Source organism: Heyndrickxia sporothermodurans (genome assembly GCF_003055045.1).
Classification (GTDB): Bacteria; Bacillota; Bacilli; order Bacillales; family Bacillaceae_C; genus Heyndrickxia; species Heyndrickxia sporothermodurans.
Map to the genome: position 1 here is coordinate 1 of NZ_NAZB01000024.1, position 15,849 is coordinate 15,849.

General features: G+C 36.0%; 15 protein-coding genes and 1 tRNA gene. 13 read left to right on the forward strand and 3 right to left on the reverse strand.

The window, feature by feature from the left end; all coding sequences use genetic code 11:
• Nucleotides 1–402: 402 nt before the first annotated feature.
• The gene (locus B5V89_RS12285) at nt 403–1,314 is read right to left on the reverse strand and encodes a DUF4349 domain-containing protein (protein ID WP_084347716.1); all 912 of its coding nucleotides are present in this window, start codon (nt 1,312–1,314) and stop codon (nt 403–405) included.
• A 197-nt stretch (nt 1,315–1,511) separates the two neighbouring features.
• Between B5V89_RS12285 and B5V89_RS12290 the strand changes: the two genes are divergently transcribed.
• The 8 genes from B5V89_RS12290 (at nt 1,512) to B5V89_RS20720 (ending at nt 8,244) form a co-directional block, all read left to right on the forward strand.
• Nucleotides 1,512–2,309 carry an SGNH/GDSL hydrolase family protein gene (locus B5V89_RS12290; protein WP_108072240.1) on the forward strand — a complete coding sequence of 266 codons (798 nt, stop codon included), beginning with the start codon at nt 1,512–1,514 and terminating at the stop codon, nt 2,307–2,309.
• Nucleotides 2,306–3,220, forward strand: a complete 915-nt coding sequence (locus B5V89_RS12295) for an ABC transporter ATP-binding protein (protein ID WP_108072242.1) — start codon at nt 2,306–2,308, stop codon at nt 3,218–3,220. Before B5V89_RS12290 ends, B5V89_RS12295 begins: the two co-directional genes overlap by 4 nt.
• Complete coding sequence (locus tag B5V89_RS12300) at nt 3,213–4,193, forward strand: ABC transporter permease subunit (RefSeq protein ID WP_066232700.1); 981 nt, start codon at nt 3,213–3,215, stop codon at nt 4,191–4,193. Before B5V89_RS12295 ends, B5V89_RS12300 begins: the two co-directional genes overlap by 8 nt.
• Before the next feature lie 34 nt (nt 4,194–4,227).
• Entirely contained in the window at nt 4,228–5,421 is a 1,194-nt protein-coding gene (locus tag B5V89_RS12305) for a class I SAM-dependent rRNA methyltransferase (protein WP_108072255.1), read from the forward strand.
• A 355-nt stretch (nt 5,422–5,776) separates the two neighbouring features.
• Complete coding sequence (locus tag B5V89_RS12310) at nt 5,777–6,520, forward strand: GTP cyclohydrolase II (protein WP_108072244.1); 744 nt, start codon at nt 5,777–5,779, stop codon at nt 6,518–6,520.
• A 133-nt stretch (nt 6,521–6,653) separates the two neighbouring features.
• Nucleotides 6,654–6,727: transfer RNA gene (locus B5V89_RS12315), tRNA-Gly, on the forward strand.
• Between the two features lie 92 nt (nt 6,728–6,819).
• Nucleotides 6,820–7,962, forward strand: coding sequence for a tRNA epoxyqueuosine(34) reductase QueG (gene queG, locus B5V89_RS12320; protein WP_108072246.1), 1,143 nt, complete (start codon nt 6,820–6,822; stop codon nt 7,960–7,962).
• A gap of 201 nt (nt 7,963–8,163) precedes the next feature.
• Nucleotides 8,164–8,244 carry a putative holin-like toxin gene (locus B5V89_RS20720; RefSeq protein ID WP_376065625.1) on the forward strand — a complete coding sequence of 27 codons (81 nt, stop codon included), beginning with the start codon at nt 8,164–8,166 and terminating at the stop codon, nt 8,242–8,244.
• Between the two features lie 249 nt (nt 8,245–8,493).
• Here B5V89_RS20720 and hepT read toward each other — a convergent pair whose 3' ends face one another.
• Both hepT and mntA read right to left on the reverse strand, forming a co-directional pair.
• Entirely contained in the window at nt 8,494–8,898 is a 405-nt protein-coding gene (gene hepT / locus B5V89_RS12325) for a type VII toxin-antitoxin system HepT family RNase toxin (RefSeq protein WP_066232696.1), read from the reverse strand.
• Entirely contained in the window at nt 8,888–9,391 is a 504-nt protein-coding gene (gene mntA, locus B5V89_RS12330; RefSeq protein ID WP_376065604.1) for a type VII toxin-antitoxin system MntA family adenylyltransferase antitoxin, read from the reverse strand. Before mntA ends, hepT begins: the two co-directional genes overlap by 11 nt.
• An 80-nt stretch (nt 9,392–9,471) precedes the next feature.
• Here mntA and B5V89_RS12335 point away from each other — a divergent pair, with 80 nt between their 5' ends.
• From B5V89_RS12335 to yhbH, 5 genes are all read left to right on the forward strand, one after another.
• Nucleotides 9,472–10,347, forward strand: a complete 876-nt coding sequence (locus B5V89_RS12335) for an amidase domain-containing protein (RefSeq protein WP_181294662.1) — start codon at nt 9,472–9,474, stop codon at nt 10,345–10,347.
• A 57-nt stretch (nt 10,348–10,404) separates the two neighbouring features.
• Nucleotides 10,405–10,878 carry a tRNA (uridine(34)/cytosine(34)/5-carboxymethylaminomethyluridine(34)-2'-O)-methyltransferase TrmL gene (gene trmL / locus B5V89_RS12340; protein ID WP_108072250.1) on the forward strand — a complete coding sequence of 158 codons (474 nt, stop codon included), beginning with the start codon at nt 10,405–10,407 and terminating at the stop codon, nt 10,876–10,878.
• Nucleotides 10,879–11,227: 349 nt separating this feature from the next.
• Entirely contained in the window at nt 11,228–13,123 is a 1,896-nt protein-coding gene (locus B5V89_RS12345; protein ID WP_108072251.1) for a PrkA family serine protein kinase, read from the forward strand.
• 230 nt (nt 13,124–13,353) lie between these two features.
• Entirely contained in the window at nt 13,354–13,638 is a 285-nt protein-coding gene (locus B5V89_RS12350; protein WP_181294664.1) for a DUF3221 domain-containing protein, read from the forward strand.
• Between the two features lie 748 nt (nt 13,639–14,386).
• Complete coding sequence (yhbH, locus tag B5V89_RS12355; RefSeq protein ID WP_108072254.1) at nt 14,387–15,553, forward strand: sporulation protein YhbH; 1,167 nt, start codon at nt 14,387–14,389, stop codon at nt 15,551–15,553.
• Nucleotides 15,554–15,849 lie beyond the last annotated feature (296 nt).

Sequence of the window (15,849 nt, forward strand, 5' to 3'; positions counted from 1 at the left end):
CACAATAATATGGACTTGACTAAGAATGAAGCCCAAGATGCATGAAGAAAGTAAATCTTGGTCGTCAAAGAGGAGGAATGAAGCCCAAGATGCATAAAGAAAGTGAATCTTGGTCGTCAAAACGAAGGAATGAAGCCCAAGATGTATGAAGAAAGTAAATCTTGGTCGCCAAAGCGAAGGAATGAAACCCAAGATGCCCGAAGAAAGTGAATCTTGGTCGTCAAAGAAGAGGAATGAAGCCAAGATGCATGAAAAAAGGATACATGCAGGAGAGCAAAAGAAACCCAGCATTATCTACTCGAATCAAATCAAACAGATTCATGCACATAATAGCAATTTTCCCCCCACCTCCCGCATCATCCCACCGATAAACATCCATTCCACATTAATAATATAAAGTTTTTATTTATCAACCGTATTACCCGATTTCTTTTTCGCCTTTCTCCAAATTAATGTTATAACGACCCCAATTAAGCCAAGAATAACAATCACTGGTAAATAACCAACAATAAATACAAATAACCCGGAAATGAAGGAAACGATGAAATTAATGCTGTTCATAAATTGTTTTTTTGTTTTTTCCCATGTGTTTAATTGATCTTTTTCTAATCCGGGAACGACCACCTTATTTTCAAAAAGTGTTATTGTAACTGTAGACAAGCTTGTTTGATTTTCTATATATTTCATTTGACCTTGGATGGTTTCGATTTCTTCTTGAACCTTTGCGAGTTCATTTGAAATTTCTAATAATGTCTTTGTATCCTTTGCTTCATTCATAAATTGAGTTAGTCTTTTTTCGACCACCTGCTTGGATTTTAATCTCGATTTTAAATCGACATATTCTTCCGTGACATCTTGGCCGGAAATATGTTGATTTTCCGTGCGGACCCCTAATTTTTTCACCTTATCCAAGAAAGCTTGAAAGTGATCTTGCGGAATTCTCACCGTTAATGAACTTTCTTGGCGTTCTTCACTATTTTGATTCATATTTTGTTGAATTGTATAGCCTCCCATTTCAACAACCATTTTATTAATCTGATCTTGCACTTGCGCAATTTTCTTTACTTCCATGTCGAGGCTCGCATTATAAATGACCATGCGGGATTGAGATTGTTTGCTTTGCTCCTCTTTTTTATCTTGATTCGCTTCAACATGGTTCTCTTCTGTAGAAGTCTCATTGGCATAATCCGTTTTCGACTCCTGCGTTATCTTCCCGTTCTCCGCAGATTTACTGCTGCTATCCCCGCTGCTGCACGCTATTAGAAAAGTAATGGTCATGCAAAGCACAATAATTAATTTCACCAACCTACTCAAATAATCACATCCTTATGTTCTTCTTAATCTATTGGACGAAAAAATGGCAAAATAGTTACGTAATATGTATTCATATGATTCATTTATATCCATTTTTAAGATTAAGTAAAATGAATGATTATGAATAAATCCCATCATTTGCTATTCTGTAATTACTAGCAACAAATCGGAAATTTTATATAGAAAGGATTGTTCAAATGAATAAAGCATTCATTAAGATCATTTCATTTTTTTCAGTTATTTCGGCTCTTATGTGTCTTGTTGGTCTTGGGTGGGTACTTAAGGATCAATGGACAGAAGCAAAAACAATCAGCCCACCAAAACAGGCTACAGAAGCTCCCGAAATGACAACGAATCATCAATTACAAATCGCAGCACTAGGAGATTCACTTACGCGCGGAACAGGTGATCCAGAAGGAAAAGGCTATGTAGGTTATTTAATCGACGGACTGGAAAAGAAGGCAAACAAGAAATTTCTGCTCACCAATAGCGCGATAAAAGGACAAACATCCAAACAGCTTCTTTCACAAATAAAACAATCTGAAATACAGCGTCAAATTAAACAGGCAGATTTTATCCTTTTGACGATTGGTGGAAACGACCTTTTCCAAGGCGGGGAAGCATTAATGAACCTTGACTTGAATAAGGAGAAAAAGGCTGAACAATCATATTTAAAAAACTTAAAAAACATTTACTCAACTTTACGCTCAATCAATAAAAAAGCGACAATCTTCCATATTGGTTTATATAATCCATTTATGAAAATGGAACAATCAAAGCTCACTTCTAAGATTGTAAGGCAATGGAATTTCGATTCTGCTGAACTTGCCGCAAATTACAAAGAAATTGTTTATGTACCAACATTCGATCTATTCGAACTGAATACGAATGATTATTTATTTAACGACAAATTTCATCCGAATGCAGCCGGGTATCAGTTAATAGCAGAAAGGGTTGCTTCCCTGATTACGTTTAGTGAGGAGAAGTCAAAATGAGTCAAGTTCCTGCTTTAAAAGTAAAAGATTTAAGAAAAACAATTGGAAAGAAAGAGATTATAAAAGGATTGAATTTCGAAGTGTTTCAAGGGGAAGTATTCGGTTTTCTTGGTCCAAATGGCGCGGGAAAAACAACAACGATTCGCATGCTTGTAGGCCTAATAAAGCCAACCTCAGGTGCAATATACATTGCCGGAAAAAACGTTGAAACAGAATTTAAAGAAGCGATGAAAAATCTCGGCTGTATTGTTGAGAATCCCGAATTGTATCCTTATTTATCAGGTTGGGAAAACCTAGAGTATTTTTCCAGAATGGATCCATCAATCTCGAATGAACGTCTGTATCATGTAACTGAATTAGTCGGATTAACAAATCGGATCCATGACCGTGTCAAAACGTATTCACTCGGAATGCGGCAGCGTCTTGGAATTGCCCAAGCTTTGCTCGGTAATCCCCATCTCCTCATTCTAGACGAACCGACAAACGGTCTTGACCCAGCAGGTATCAGGGAAATGAGGGAATTTATCCGATACTTAGCAACTGAAGAAGGATTAAGCGTTCTCGTTTCCTCCCATTTACTTAGTGAAATACAATTATTATGTGACCGGGTGGCCATCATTACAAATGGTGAAATAATCCGAACAGATACGGTTTCCGCTCTATTTACTGACAAGGAACGAGTAATTTGGAAGGTAACTCCTGTCAAAAAGGCAAAACAACTTTTGGAAGAAGTAACGACTGTTAAAGAAGGGGAAGATGCAAGCTTAATCACTCCTTTCTTATCAGATAAAATTGCCGGTTGGAATAAAAGATTAGTTGAAGCGGATATAGAAGTAAAGGAAATGAAAACCGTTTTCCCGACGCTCGAAGAGTTATTTTTAGAAATAACGGGAGGAAAAGCCATTGATTAATTTAATTTATAATGAGCAACTAAAACTTTTTCGGAAGAAACGCCTTTTTGTCATTATTTTAATCGTTGCTTTTCTCGTCCCTATTTTTACATATGCCCAATACAAGGAAGTGAAAAATACCCAGGAAAAGATGGGAACAAAGGATTGGCGTATTCAGCTTCAACAAGAGATTGTTGATATTCAAAATCGGTTATCATCAAGTCGGCTTCCTGAGGATTATGAAAAATATTTTAAAATTAGATTAGGACAACAACAATACTATCTTGATCACAATATAAATCCGAATGCACCCGGGGCACCGACATTCATGCGTGTATTTATTGAAAATGCCATCGGCCTTCTCATGCCACTGTTAGTGATGGTTATCGCAGCCGACCTCGTTTCTTCTGAGGCAAGCGGCGGAACGATTAAGTTATTATTAACAAGACCTGTGAAAAGGTGGAAAATTTTATTAAGCAAATATATCGCTTTGTTGTACTCAATTTCTTTTATTGTTTTGTGCGTAGCAATTCTTGCTTATCTCATATCAGGTGTTGTATTCGGTTATAGTGGTTGGAATATGCCGATGTTAACGGGGTTTCAAACGAATAATGAGGAATTGTTGACTGCCAATGTCCACCTTATCCCTCAATGGACTTACATATTAATGGAATTTGGACTTGCCTGGTTTGTGTGTGTCGTTGTCGGCAGCTTGACGTTCATGCTTTCGGTGCTGTTACGAAGTACGGCCGCCGTGATGGGAATTATGCTTTCAGCATTGATTGCAGGTGCGATTTTAGTAAATATGGTGTCTTCATGGGAAAGCGCGAAATACTTGTTTATGGTGAATTTACAACTGACAAATTATATTAATGGATCAAGTCCTCCAATTGAAGGAATGACACTAACCTTTTCCTTACTCGTTTTATTCGTATGGTTACTCGTTTCTTTAGTAATCTCATTTGTTGTTTTTACAAAAAGGGATGTATATTAATAGATAGAAGTCTTAAAATAGATTGGATGAAAAAATGAAAAACGAAGTAAATGTAAAAATAAAAGCGAAATTTGTAAATAAATTCAAAAGTGGCTATCCACTTATATCTAAAGATACGATTGTGAATCCGAATGTTCTAACTGATGAAGGGATGTTCATTCGCCTTGTCGATGAACAGAACCGATTTATCGCTAAAGGCTATTATGGCAAGCAAAATAAAGGGCTAGGCTGGGTCCTTAGTCAAAAAGAAAACGAGCAAATAAATCAGCTCTTTTTCGAAAACAAACTAAAAAAAGCCTTCGCTAAAAGAGAGCATTACTATAATAATCCCGAAACAACAGCCTTTCGCGTGTTTAATGGCGAAGGGGATGGAATTGGCGGGATAACGATTGAATATTTTGATGGTTATTATTTAATACACTGGTATAGTAAAGGGATTTACCATTTTCGTGAACAAATCATTTCCTCATTAAAAAATATCACAAAGTTTAAAGCGATTTATCAAAAAAAGCGATTTGATACAAAAGGAATGTATATTGAAGAAGATGATTTTGTTTCAGGGGAAAGGGGACAATTTCCGATCATCGTCAAAGAAAATGGAATGAACTTCGCCGTTTACTTAAATGAAAGTGCGATGGTAGGCGTCTTTTTAGATCAACGGGACGTAAGAAGAACAATCAAAGATAAATATGCAAAAGGTAAAACCGTATTAAACACATTCTCCTATACGGGCGCCTTTTCCGTAGCTGCCGCACTTGGCGGAGCAACCAAAACGACTAGTGTGGACTTAGCAAATCGTAGCAAGAGTAAGACAATTGAACAATTTCGTATTAATAAAATTGATGATGAAGCCCAACAAATTATTGTGGAGGATGTTTTCAATTACTTTAAATATGCCGTGAGGAAACAGCTTAAGTTCGACATGGTCATCCTTGACCCACCAAGCTTTGCACGTTCGAAAAAATATGTATTCAGTGCGGAAAAAGATTACAAAAATCTATTAAAAGAAGCAATCGCAATAACCGAAGACGATGGCGTAATCGTCGCTTCAACGAACTCCAGCTCCTTCGGAATGGGAAAATTCAAAGGCTTTATTGAATCCGCCTTTAAGGAAACAGGAGAAAACTATAAAATTTTAGAAGAATTCTCACTACCAGACGATTTTCGCACGATTAAAGAATTTCCAGAGGGGAATTATTTGAAAGTTGTTTTTATAAAAAAATGTTAAGTAGACAGTGGATCCTTATTTATAATAGGTCTGTTTTTTAAAATGTCATTTCTATTAGAATTATTAGACGCACAGAGTGGATTGGAGCGGAAGGCACTTGACTCCTGCGGGATATGCTGGACAGATGAGACCCCGCAAGAGCGGAGCGATGAGGAGGCTCATCGCCAGCCCCGCGGAAAGCAAGTGCCTGAAGCGGAAAGGAACGGCCATTTGTTTATTTCTAACGCATTTTTACAAAATAGTGGAAATGATGTCCGCTACATTCATTGGCAATCTTCTTTCCTTGACCCGCCCATCATCTTATAATAAACTTGCTTTACATTATAAAGATTCTAATGTAAAAGAGGAGAACACAATGATTTCAACAGATGTAAAGCATCTTCTTATAGATAAAATGACGATGATCTCAGAACCAGACAAAAAAGATATTTGCCTAGTAGGCCCTATTAATTTGCCAGTGAAACTAGATGATCAAATTTTTCACTTTCATTGGTATACATGGATAACATTGAATAATAATGAGACGAAAGAAGAAATTCTAGATTCATTAACAACATATGATTTTGCTTCCTTACAGCAATCATCTGTACTTGTATATGGAAATATGAAAGAAGCGGACAATCCTTTCGTAAGAATGCACAGCATTTGCCATACCGGCGACATTTTTGGCAGTCAGCGTTGCGATTGCGGCTATCAATTAAGACAATCAATGAAAATGATCGTTGAAAATAAAAGCGGGGCTCTTTTTTACCTTGCCAATCATGAAGGACGAGGAATTGGATTATTTTCAAAATCATTAGCCTATCTTCTACAGCAAGAAGGATTTGATACAGTCGAAGCCAATCTTGCTCTAGGGTTTAGTGATGACAGCCGATCCTATGAAGAAGCCATTCGAGTGCTACAAACATTACGTTCAAAGCCTGTCACACTCATTACAAACAATCCGAAAAAACTGGCTGCATTAAAGAAATCGGGCTTACTAGCGGATCATCATATCCCGTTATGGGGAGGAAAATCTGACTATAATCAATTTTATTTAGAAACAAAAGTGAATAAATCAGGCCATATTGCTGAATCAATTGTATCAGTAAACAACTAACAAGAAGATTGGATATTGGTATTCGCCAATATCCAATCAAAAAAGTTAAAAATAATACTTGCAAAATGTTGTAGAACTTTGTATAATAAAAAAGTCGAGTTAAGGACAAAAGATATTTTGAAATAATAAATATGCGGGTGTAGTTTAGTGGTAAAACTACAGCCTTCCAAGCTGTTGTCGTGGGTTCGATTCCCATCACCCGCTCCATACATAACTTTATCAATAACGCAGTGTTTCGTTTCCATGAAGAACGGGGTATTGCGTTTTTTTATGTACATATAAAGAAAGGAGGGATCAAGATGAATGTAAAACAATTAAAAGATGAAATTATTTCTTACAGTAAAGAAATTGGAATAGACAAAATTGGTTTTACAACGGCGGATCCATTTACCGAAATGAAAAATCGCTTAATCCGTCAGCAAGAACTTGGGTATCAATCAGGGTTTGAGGAAAAAGATATTGAAAAACGTGTAGATCCCTCCCTCATTTTCGAACAACCAAAATCAATTATTGCGATCGCACTCGCTTATCCTTCAAGAATGAACGATGCACCTAAAGGGAAGAAAGGCGAACGGCGGGGGATATTTTGTCGTGCTTCCTGGGGTGTCGATTATCATACGATCTTGAGAGATAAATTAAGACAACTAGAACAATTTATTGCAGAAAAAGTCCCGGAAGCTAGATTCAAATCAATGGTCGATACAGGCGAATTAGTCGATCGGGCTGTGGCTGAACGAGCTGGTATTGGGTGGAGCGGAAAAAATTGTTCTATTATTACACCAGAATTCGGATCATATGTGTATTTAGGAGAAATGATCACAAATCTTCCGTTTGAACCTGATGAACCAATTGAGGATCAATGTGGTTCATGTACTAAATGTCTTGATGCATGCCCGACGGGAGCTTTAGTACAGGGAGGACAATTAAATGCCCAACGCTGCATTGCCTTTTTAACGCAAACGAAAGGGTTCCTAGAAGATGAGTTTCGCGTGGAATTAGGAAATCGTCTTTATGGCTGTGATACTTGCCAAACAAGTTGCCCGAAAAATAAAGGAATGAATTTTCATTTTCATGAGGAAATGGAGCCCAATCCCGAAATTGCAAAGCCGAAACTCACTCCATTATTGACTATTAGTAACCGCGAATTTAAGGAAGATTTTGGTCCAGTATCAGGATCATGGAGAGGGAAGAAGCCAATTCAACGAAATGCAATTATTGCTCTAGCACATTTTAAAGAAGAATCAGCAGTTCCGGATTTAATTAAAGTGCTGACAGATGATCCAAGACCCGTTTTACGTGGTACCGCAGCTTGGGCACTTGGGAAAATTGGCGGAACAGATGCGAAAGAATCACTGCACAAAGCCGAAAAGACCGAGAGAGATCCAGAAGTATTAAAGGAAATAGAAAAGGGAATATCCCTATGTAGTATGAAGGCAAAGTGAAGACACTTTGTCTATTTTTTTTAAGTAAGAAGTTTTTTAGGTTTAATGTTCCTAATAAACATTTGCTTGTCAGCTAAGAGAGCTTCCGCTTTTCTTTTAGCCCATTTTCGAAAATGATAGGCACAAAAATGTTATAATAGAATAAGCAATAGGGCTTTCATGGGTGGTAACTCACTCCCTTCTTTGAAAGGGGGTGATAGCATGACAGTTTATGAGACGTTAGTCTTGATGGTTTCTTTTGCAACTTTAATTGTAGCCATACTGTCACAACAAAAAAAGTAACCGCCCATAGAACGCCTAGCAAGCACATGGGTTGGTTACTTTTTTCTGACCTAATAGTGTGAGTTGCCCTTGAAGGGCTATTGCTAAGACCAGAGGTGTTGGCGCACCTTTGGTCTTTTTAATTTCTACATTTTCAACTCCATTATACCCTTTTTCTCAGAAATTGAAAACACGGAGCAGTCATTTATATTGTTTAAAAATGCACTAAAGCATATTATTTGTGCGTGTATATGATATTGAAACTAAAATTTAGTATAAAAGAATTGTCTTAGTGAATTGCATGAAATCAACTAAGTGATTGTCTATAATTTTTTGAAGAATCACTAAACTGATCTCCTGATAGTCATGGACAGCGATATTTCTAAATCCAATCATTGCCTTCATTTTCTGGGATAAAGAGGAAGGGATGACACCTTCAGTTTCTAAAAAAGTAAAAGCATCTCGACTGTTTTGTGGCAATCCAAGCTTTTTCTCGGCTACGATATGCATGGCTAAATCGATGCTGGCTTCGCACGCTCTCTGAAGGTTTAAAATGATGGAATCTTGTTTTGTAAAATTCTCTAGATTTTCCGGGTTGTTTTGATACTCTTCATGAATTCGTTTCAAACAACGCTCAATAATACTTACTTTATTTAATATCACATCATTTTTCATAAATGGATCCACTCCCTTCGATATTAAGTAATATTTCTGAACGCTCTTCATTCAACTTCGCATACATTTTTAACGTTTTCATCTCAAATTGAGCTTTTTCAGTCTCATTATTACAATAAATGACTTTTCCTGTTTGAATAATTTGAGCTTGAAATACGGTACTTGCCTGGCTTAAGTCAATTAAATCTACTTCACGTTCTAATTTTTCAGCTAGTTCCTGCGCCATCATAAACAAATCATATGTATCCAATTTTTTTTCACTTAAAAAGGCTATGTCGATGTCACTTCCGTTATGAACTGTTCCTTTGACTGTTGATCCAAATAAATAAATGAGAGAGGATGAAAGTTTTTCCTTTAAAAAGCTTACAATTGTCTTTTCCATATTTACATTCAAAATGAAAACCTCCAATTGTTTATTGGTTTCATTATAACAAAAATTTGATTGATTATTTACATGGTAAAAACCTGATGATTTTTTTGTTAGAATAAACAATCCTGTAGTTTAAAAATCCCCCTCAGATTTGTATTGAAAAATATCTTTCTACATATGTATGAATACGAGGAGGGATGACGGTGAAAGATCAGATAAAAGCCTATATCGAATCACTTGTAGAAGCATATGTAAAGGAGAACGATGTCCGCGGAAATGAAAAAGTGACCAAAAAAATCGCTTCGGCTGCGAAAAGAAATGCTGAAATTGTTAAGGTGAAGGCGATTACTAACATTACAGATAAACAGCAAGATGACAACCATACTTATATTAATTATGACGTCCATATGCAATATTTAATTAAGCAAAAAGAAAAAATGTATGTCGAGGAACAACTCGAGCACCATATTGCATCGTTTTATAAAAATAAACTATACGATACAAGAGAAATTGAGTATGAGGATATTATTTTAAATCTGGAAAAAACGGATGCTGATTTTTCAACTGTACGGGAAGACGTACGCATTTCCTACAGCTATGATCGGTTAAAGGCCGTTCAATATGCGGAACGTTGGTGGAATAGTTATAACCCAGCTTATAAAAAATTTGATGTCGATTGCACAAATTTTATTTCTCAATGCTTACACACTGGCGGGGCACCAATGCGTGGTTATCCAAACAAAAGTAAGGGCTGGTGGATGAGGGGAAATAGCTGGAGCTATAGTTGGAGTATCGCCAACTCGTTGAGGTTATATTTGTCTACATCAAAATCGGGCTTGCAGGCCCGTGAAGTAAGTTCACCAGATGAACTACAATTAGGTGATGTCATCTGTTATGATTTCCAAGGGGACGGACGATTTGATCATAACACGATTGTGACCGGAAAAGATGCTTATGGAATGCCTCTCGTTAACGCCCATACGTATAACAGTCGGATGCGTTATTGGGCGTATGAAGATTCCTCTGCATACACACCAAATATTAAATATAAATTTTTTACGATTATTGACAATGCTTAATCATTTTCACCTTATGATATAATGGTAAGGCTAAAGTTTAATAATGAGGTGACAAAAGTGGCAATACATGTTGTTTTATATCAACCAGAAATTCCGGCCAACACTGGAAATATTGCACGAACATGTGCAGCAACAGACACGAAATTACATTTAATTAAACCTCTTGGTTTTTCTACAGATGATAAAATGTTAAAAAGAGCAGGACTCGATTACTGGCATCATGTGAATATAACCTATTACGATTCCATTGATGAATTTTTTGCAAAAAATGAAAATGGAGAGTTTTATTATATTGAAACATTTGGTGAAAAACCTCATTCCGCGTTTGATTATAGTGATGTAAATAAAGATTATTACTTTATGTTCGGAAAAGAAACAACGGGGTTGCCGAAAGATTTATTAATTAATAATAAGGACCATTTTTTACGAATCCCAATGAATGACAATGTACGATCATTAAATCTTTCAAATACCGCAGCTATTTTAGTATATGAAGCATTGAGACAGCAGGGATTTCCTAACTTAAAATAATAAAAAAATCTTCCAAGTGGAAGATTTTTTTATTATTTGCTTGTACCTGGCTTATCATCATATCCCGCTGTAAAGATAGCGGCTAAAAATGCAATAGCAACAGCTATAATCACCCATGTTCCCATAGTTATGTAAGCCTCCTTCAAAATTAATACAATTCTTTTGTTATTATAGCCTATTTCAAATATAAAGTGAATGATTCCTCTAAGTTTTTCTAGACAATCCGATGATAACTTAAAAATTATTCCATAATATGGTGCTAACTTCTTGTCTTTTCTACTCATGTTCTTTTGATAACGAGCATAAAGTATATTAATCGTCTCTCAACAAGTGACAAGGGGAGGTACTTATGGATATTTTAAAAAGACTAGAACATTATCGAGAAGAAGAGGAAAAATTGCAGTGGGAAGGTACATTTGGAGAATATTTAGAATTACTGAAAGAAAAGCCATGGGTAGCACAGTCTGCACATTCTCGTGTTTACAATATGATTAAAGATGCTGGTGTTGAAGAAGAAAATGGTAGGAAGAAGTATCGATTTTTCAGCAATCAATTATTTGGCTTAGAGGAAGCATTAGAAAAATTAGTCGAGGAATATTTCCATCCTTCAGCAAAACGCTTAGATGTCCGTAAGCGTGTTTTATTATTAATGGGTCCTGTAAGCGGGGGAAAATCCACATTAGTAACGATGCTAAAAAGGGGTCTGGAGGCATATACACGAACAGAGAATGGTGCAGTTTACGCAATTAAAGGGTGTCCAATGCATGAAGATCCTCTCCACCTCATCCCTAATCATTTACGGGAAGAATTCTACGAGGAATATGGAATACGAATCGAAGGAAATCTTTCGCCATTAAACATGCTGCGCCTGGAAGAGGAATATGGCGGTCGAATCGAAGATGTCATGATTCAACGAATTTTATTTTCTGAAGATCGAAGGGTGGGTATTGGTACATTTAGCCCATCTGATCCAAAGTCCCAAGACATCGCTGATTTAACAGGAAGCATTGATTTTTCCACCATTGCCGAATATGGATCCGAATCCGATCCAAGGGCTTATCGCTTTGATGGGGAATTAAATAAAGCGAACCGTGGGTTAATGGAGTTCCAAGAGATGCTAAAATGTGATGAAAAGTTTCTTTGGCATTTACTTTCATTAACACAGGAAGGGAATTTTAAAGCGGGCAGGTTTGCCTTAATTTCGGCTGATGAACTTATTGTTGCCCATACAAATGAAACGGAATATCGTTCATTTATTTCAAACAAGAAAAATGAAGCCCTTCATTCACGAATCATCGTCATGCCTGTTCCATACAATTTAAAAGTTACACAAGAAGAAAAGATTTATGAAAAGATGATTAATGAAAGTGATGTGGCCAATGTCCATATTGCCCCGCATACATTAAAAATTGCGGCGATGTTTTCGATTCTGACAAGACTAAAGGAACCAAAGCGCGGAGATATCGACCTCATTAAAAAAATGCGATTATATGATGGTGAAAGTGTGGAAGGATTTAATTCTGCAGATATCGATGAATTAAAAAAGGAATATCAGGAAGAAGGAATGAGTGGAATCGATCCGAGATATGTCATTAACCGAATTTCATCCACCATTATCCGTAAAGAAGTTTCTTCAATTAATGCGCTAGATGTACTTCGTTCTTTAAAGGAAGGCTTAGATCAGCATCCGTCCATCACGACCGAATTAAAAGAAAAATATTTAAACTTTATTTCTTTAGCTCGAAAAGAATACGACGAAATTGCCAAAAAAGAAGTTCAAAAAGCATTCGTCTATTCCTATGAAGAATCTGCAAAAACATTAATGGATAACTATCTTGATAATGTCGAAGCGTATTGTAATAAGGCAAAGCTGTATGATCCATTAACCGGAGAAGAAATCAATCCGGACGAAAAGCTAATGAGATCAATTGAAGAACAAATAGGTATTTCCGAAAATGCCAAAAAAGCTTTCAGAGAAGAAATTCTTATCCGTATTTCCGCCTATGCAAGAAAAGGAAAACGATTTGATTATAATTCCCATGATCGCCTCCGTGAAGCGATTCAAAAGAAACTTTTCGCCGATTTAAAAGATGTTGTAAAAATCACAACCTCCTCGAAAACACCGGATGAACAGCAACTGAAAAAGATTAACGAAGTAGTCGCGCGTTTAATTGATGAGCATGGCTACAACTCAACTTCCGCAAATGAGCTGTTAAGATATGTAGGAAGCTTGTTAAATCGATAATTAGGGATCAGCCTATGGGCTGGTTCTTTTTTTAAATATCAAATATCTACAATCCTCCTTATTTTATTATATATAATATTTTTATATGGAAGAAAAATAAGCTTTTTTGCCATCTAAAACATTATGCATAGAAACAGGGGGGAGAAAAACTGAAATATTTTCTTATTATCGCACTAGTTATTTTTCCACTAATTGGATGCGATAATCAAAATTCAGTAGATGACTCACCTTTGTTATCAGAGTTTCAAAAGCCTAGTGAACAAAGAACATTAAAAGGAATTATTTATAAAGGAGAGGAGGGAATATGGTTAATTGAAGGGGAATCAAATATTAACATAGATGGTTTTAATCTTAAGCAACTAAGAGAGGAATATTTAAACGTAATAAAGCTAAATATAATAAATAAGGATGAAATCAATTCAGGAGATAAAGTAAAAGTATGGTACGACTATATACGTGAGTCTTATCCTCCTAAAACTAATGTTTTAAAATATGATAAGTTAATAAACAAATAAATGTAAGCTTTCCTTACTCATGAAATGAACTTGGAAATAAAGATTCATTTTTTTGTCAGCAATATTAAAGGAAATTCCCCAAATTCATTTTTTGTTGTTATTAACTTGGAATAATTATGTTATAATGAGGAATATATAATAAAGACGAGATGCTGTGAGAACATCTCGCCTAGTAACCAATCCAAAGTGGTCGGTTGCTCCTAAATTTTAATATTTCTTTTTAGAAGACCTCCCGATTCTTTTGGACGAAGTGCGGGTGGTTTTCTTTTTGCGTTCATTAGTGGATATTATGCTGAATATTATAACAATTGTCTGAGTGACAAGTGTCTTAACTGCTTCCACTAGTACGGCAATTAGAATATCCATATCGGTCACCTCCCTTCTCTTGAAGATAAAAGAGAAAGGGTTAGGGCAACCTCCCACCCGGCTAGTTACATAACATAATTTTAACATGAAATTTGGTGAAAGTTATTTGATTTTCTGAAAAGTTACTATAATATAATCATCGTTTATGAGGGGCTAGATTCAATAGCTTCTTTTTTTAGTAAAAATAATTAATCATAGCTCGTCCAACCTAAATAGACAATTACCTTATTATAATAATTTTTTGTAAATAATCTTAACTTTTTGCATAGGATAAAGTAATCCATAATTTTTTTATGCATTCCTTAAATACACAGCCAAAATATTGTATGCAAATAAGGGAAATATGGTGAAAGTTTTCTAAAAAATGTAGGAGGGGAATATTATGACTGATTCAGAGCACAAGCAGTTTGTTATCTCAAGTGAAGATTGGTCCCTCCACCGTAAAGGACATGATGATCAAAAACGACATCAAGAAAAGGTACAGGAAGCGATTCGTAATAATTTGCCTGACCTTATAACAGAAGAAAGCATCATCATGTCAGATGGCCGTGATGTGGTCAAAATTCCGATTCGATCATTGGATGAATACAAAATACGCTATAATTATGATAAGAATAAGCATGTCGGTCAGGGGGACGGCGAAAGTCAGGTGGGTGATGTTGTCGCACGCGATGGCGCTCCACAAAAAGGACCAGGAAAAGGTGATGGAGCGGGCGATCAGCCGGGAGAAGATTATTATGAAGCAGAAGTATCGTTAATGGAGCTTGAAGAGGCATTATTTAAACAATTAGAATTACCGAATTTACAACGAAAAGAGCAAGATTTAAATACGGTTGAAGATATCGAATTTAATGATATCCGCAAAACCGGATTAATGGGCAATATTGATAAAAAAAGAACGATGATGACAGCATTCAAACGAAATGCGATCAGTGGAAAACCAAGTTTTCATCCAATCGTCCAAGAAGATTTAAAATTTAGAACGTGGAATGAAATTCAAGAGCCCGAATCTAAGGCTGTCGTTCTCGCAATGATGGACACGAGTGGTTCCATGGGCGTCTGGGAAAAATATATGACCCGCAGCTTCTTTTTCTGGATGACCCGCTTCTTACGGACAAAATATGAAACAGTCGATATCGAATTCATCGCCCACCATACGGAAGCAAAAGTTGTTTCAGAAGAAGACTTCTTTTCCAAAGGTGAAAGTGGTGGAACGATCTGCTCCTCAGCTTACCGAAAAGCAATCAGTTTAATCGATGAAAAATACGAACCATCTCGCTACAATATTTATCCATTCCACTTCTCAGACGGAGATAATCTTACCTCCGACAATCCGCGCTGTGTCAAACTAGTCGAAGAGCTAATGAAAGTATCAAATATGTTTGGATACGGGGAAGTCAACCAATACAATCGCCATTCTACGCTTATGTCTGCTTATAAAAATATCAAAAACGAAAAATTCAGGTATTTTATTTTAAAGCAAAAAGCAGACGTCTTTCATGCGATGAAGAGCTTTTTTAAACAGGAAGAAGAAAAGGTGTTTAGTTAAAAAAATGTAAAGCCCTTCTCAGTGAGAGGGCTTATTTTTATTGTAGGAATCATAACATTAACAATATTTTATGAAAAATGTACCTCATGCAATGTTCATAAGGTAAATGATTAACAAAATAAAAGGAAGAAGTGCTTCATAAAGCGAATATGAGGTACATGATTAACAAAATAAAAGAAAGAAGTGCTTCATAAAGCACTTATGAGGTACATGATAAACAAAATAAAAGAAAGAAGTGCCTCATAAAGCGTTAAGGAGGTACATGATAAACAAAATAAGAGAATGTATAAAATTTT

Excerpts from the sequence above, each read along its gene's own strand:
- B5V89_RS12310 (WP_108072244.1), top strand. The coding sequence starts at position 5,777 with ATGATTTCAACAGATGTAAAGCATCTTCTTATAGATAAAATGACGATG.
- B5V89_RS12290 (WP_108072240.1), top strand. The coding sequence starts at position 1,512 with ATGAATAAAGCATTCATTAAGATCATTTCATTTTTTTCAGTTATTTCG.
- yhbH (WP_108072254.1), top strand. The coding sequence starts at position 14,387 with ATGACTGATTCAGAGCACAAGCAGTTTGTTATCTCAAGTGAAGATTGG.
- queG (WP_108072246.1), top strand. The coding sequence starts at position 6,820 with ATGAATGTAAAACAATTAAAAGATGAAATTATTTCTTACAGTAAAGAA.
- B5V89_RS20720 (WP_376065625.1), top strand. The coding sequence starts at position 8,164 with ATGACAGTTTATGAGACGTTAGTCTTGATGGTTTCTTTTGCAACTTTA.
- B5V89_RS12345 (WP_108072251.1), top strand. The coding sequence starts at position 11,228 with ATGGATATTTTAAAAAGACTAGAACATTATCGAGAAGAAGAGGAAAAA.
- B5V89_RS12305 (WP_108072255.1), top strand. The coding sequence starts at position 4,228 with ATGAAAAACGAAGTAAATGTAAAAATAAAAGCGAAATTTGTAAATAAA.
- hepT (WP_066232696.1), bottom strand. The coding sequence starts at position 8,898 with ATGAAAAATGATGTGATATTAAATAAAGTAAGTATTATTGAGCGTTGT.
- B5V89_RS12295 (WP_108072242.1), top strand. The coding sequence starts at position 2,306 with ATGAGTCAAGTTCCTGCTTTAAAAGTAAAAGATTTAAGAAAAACAATT.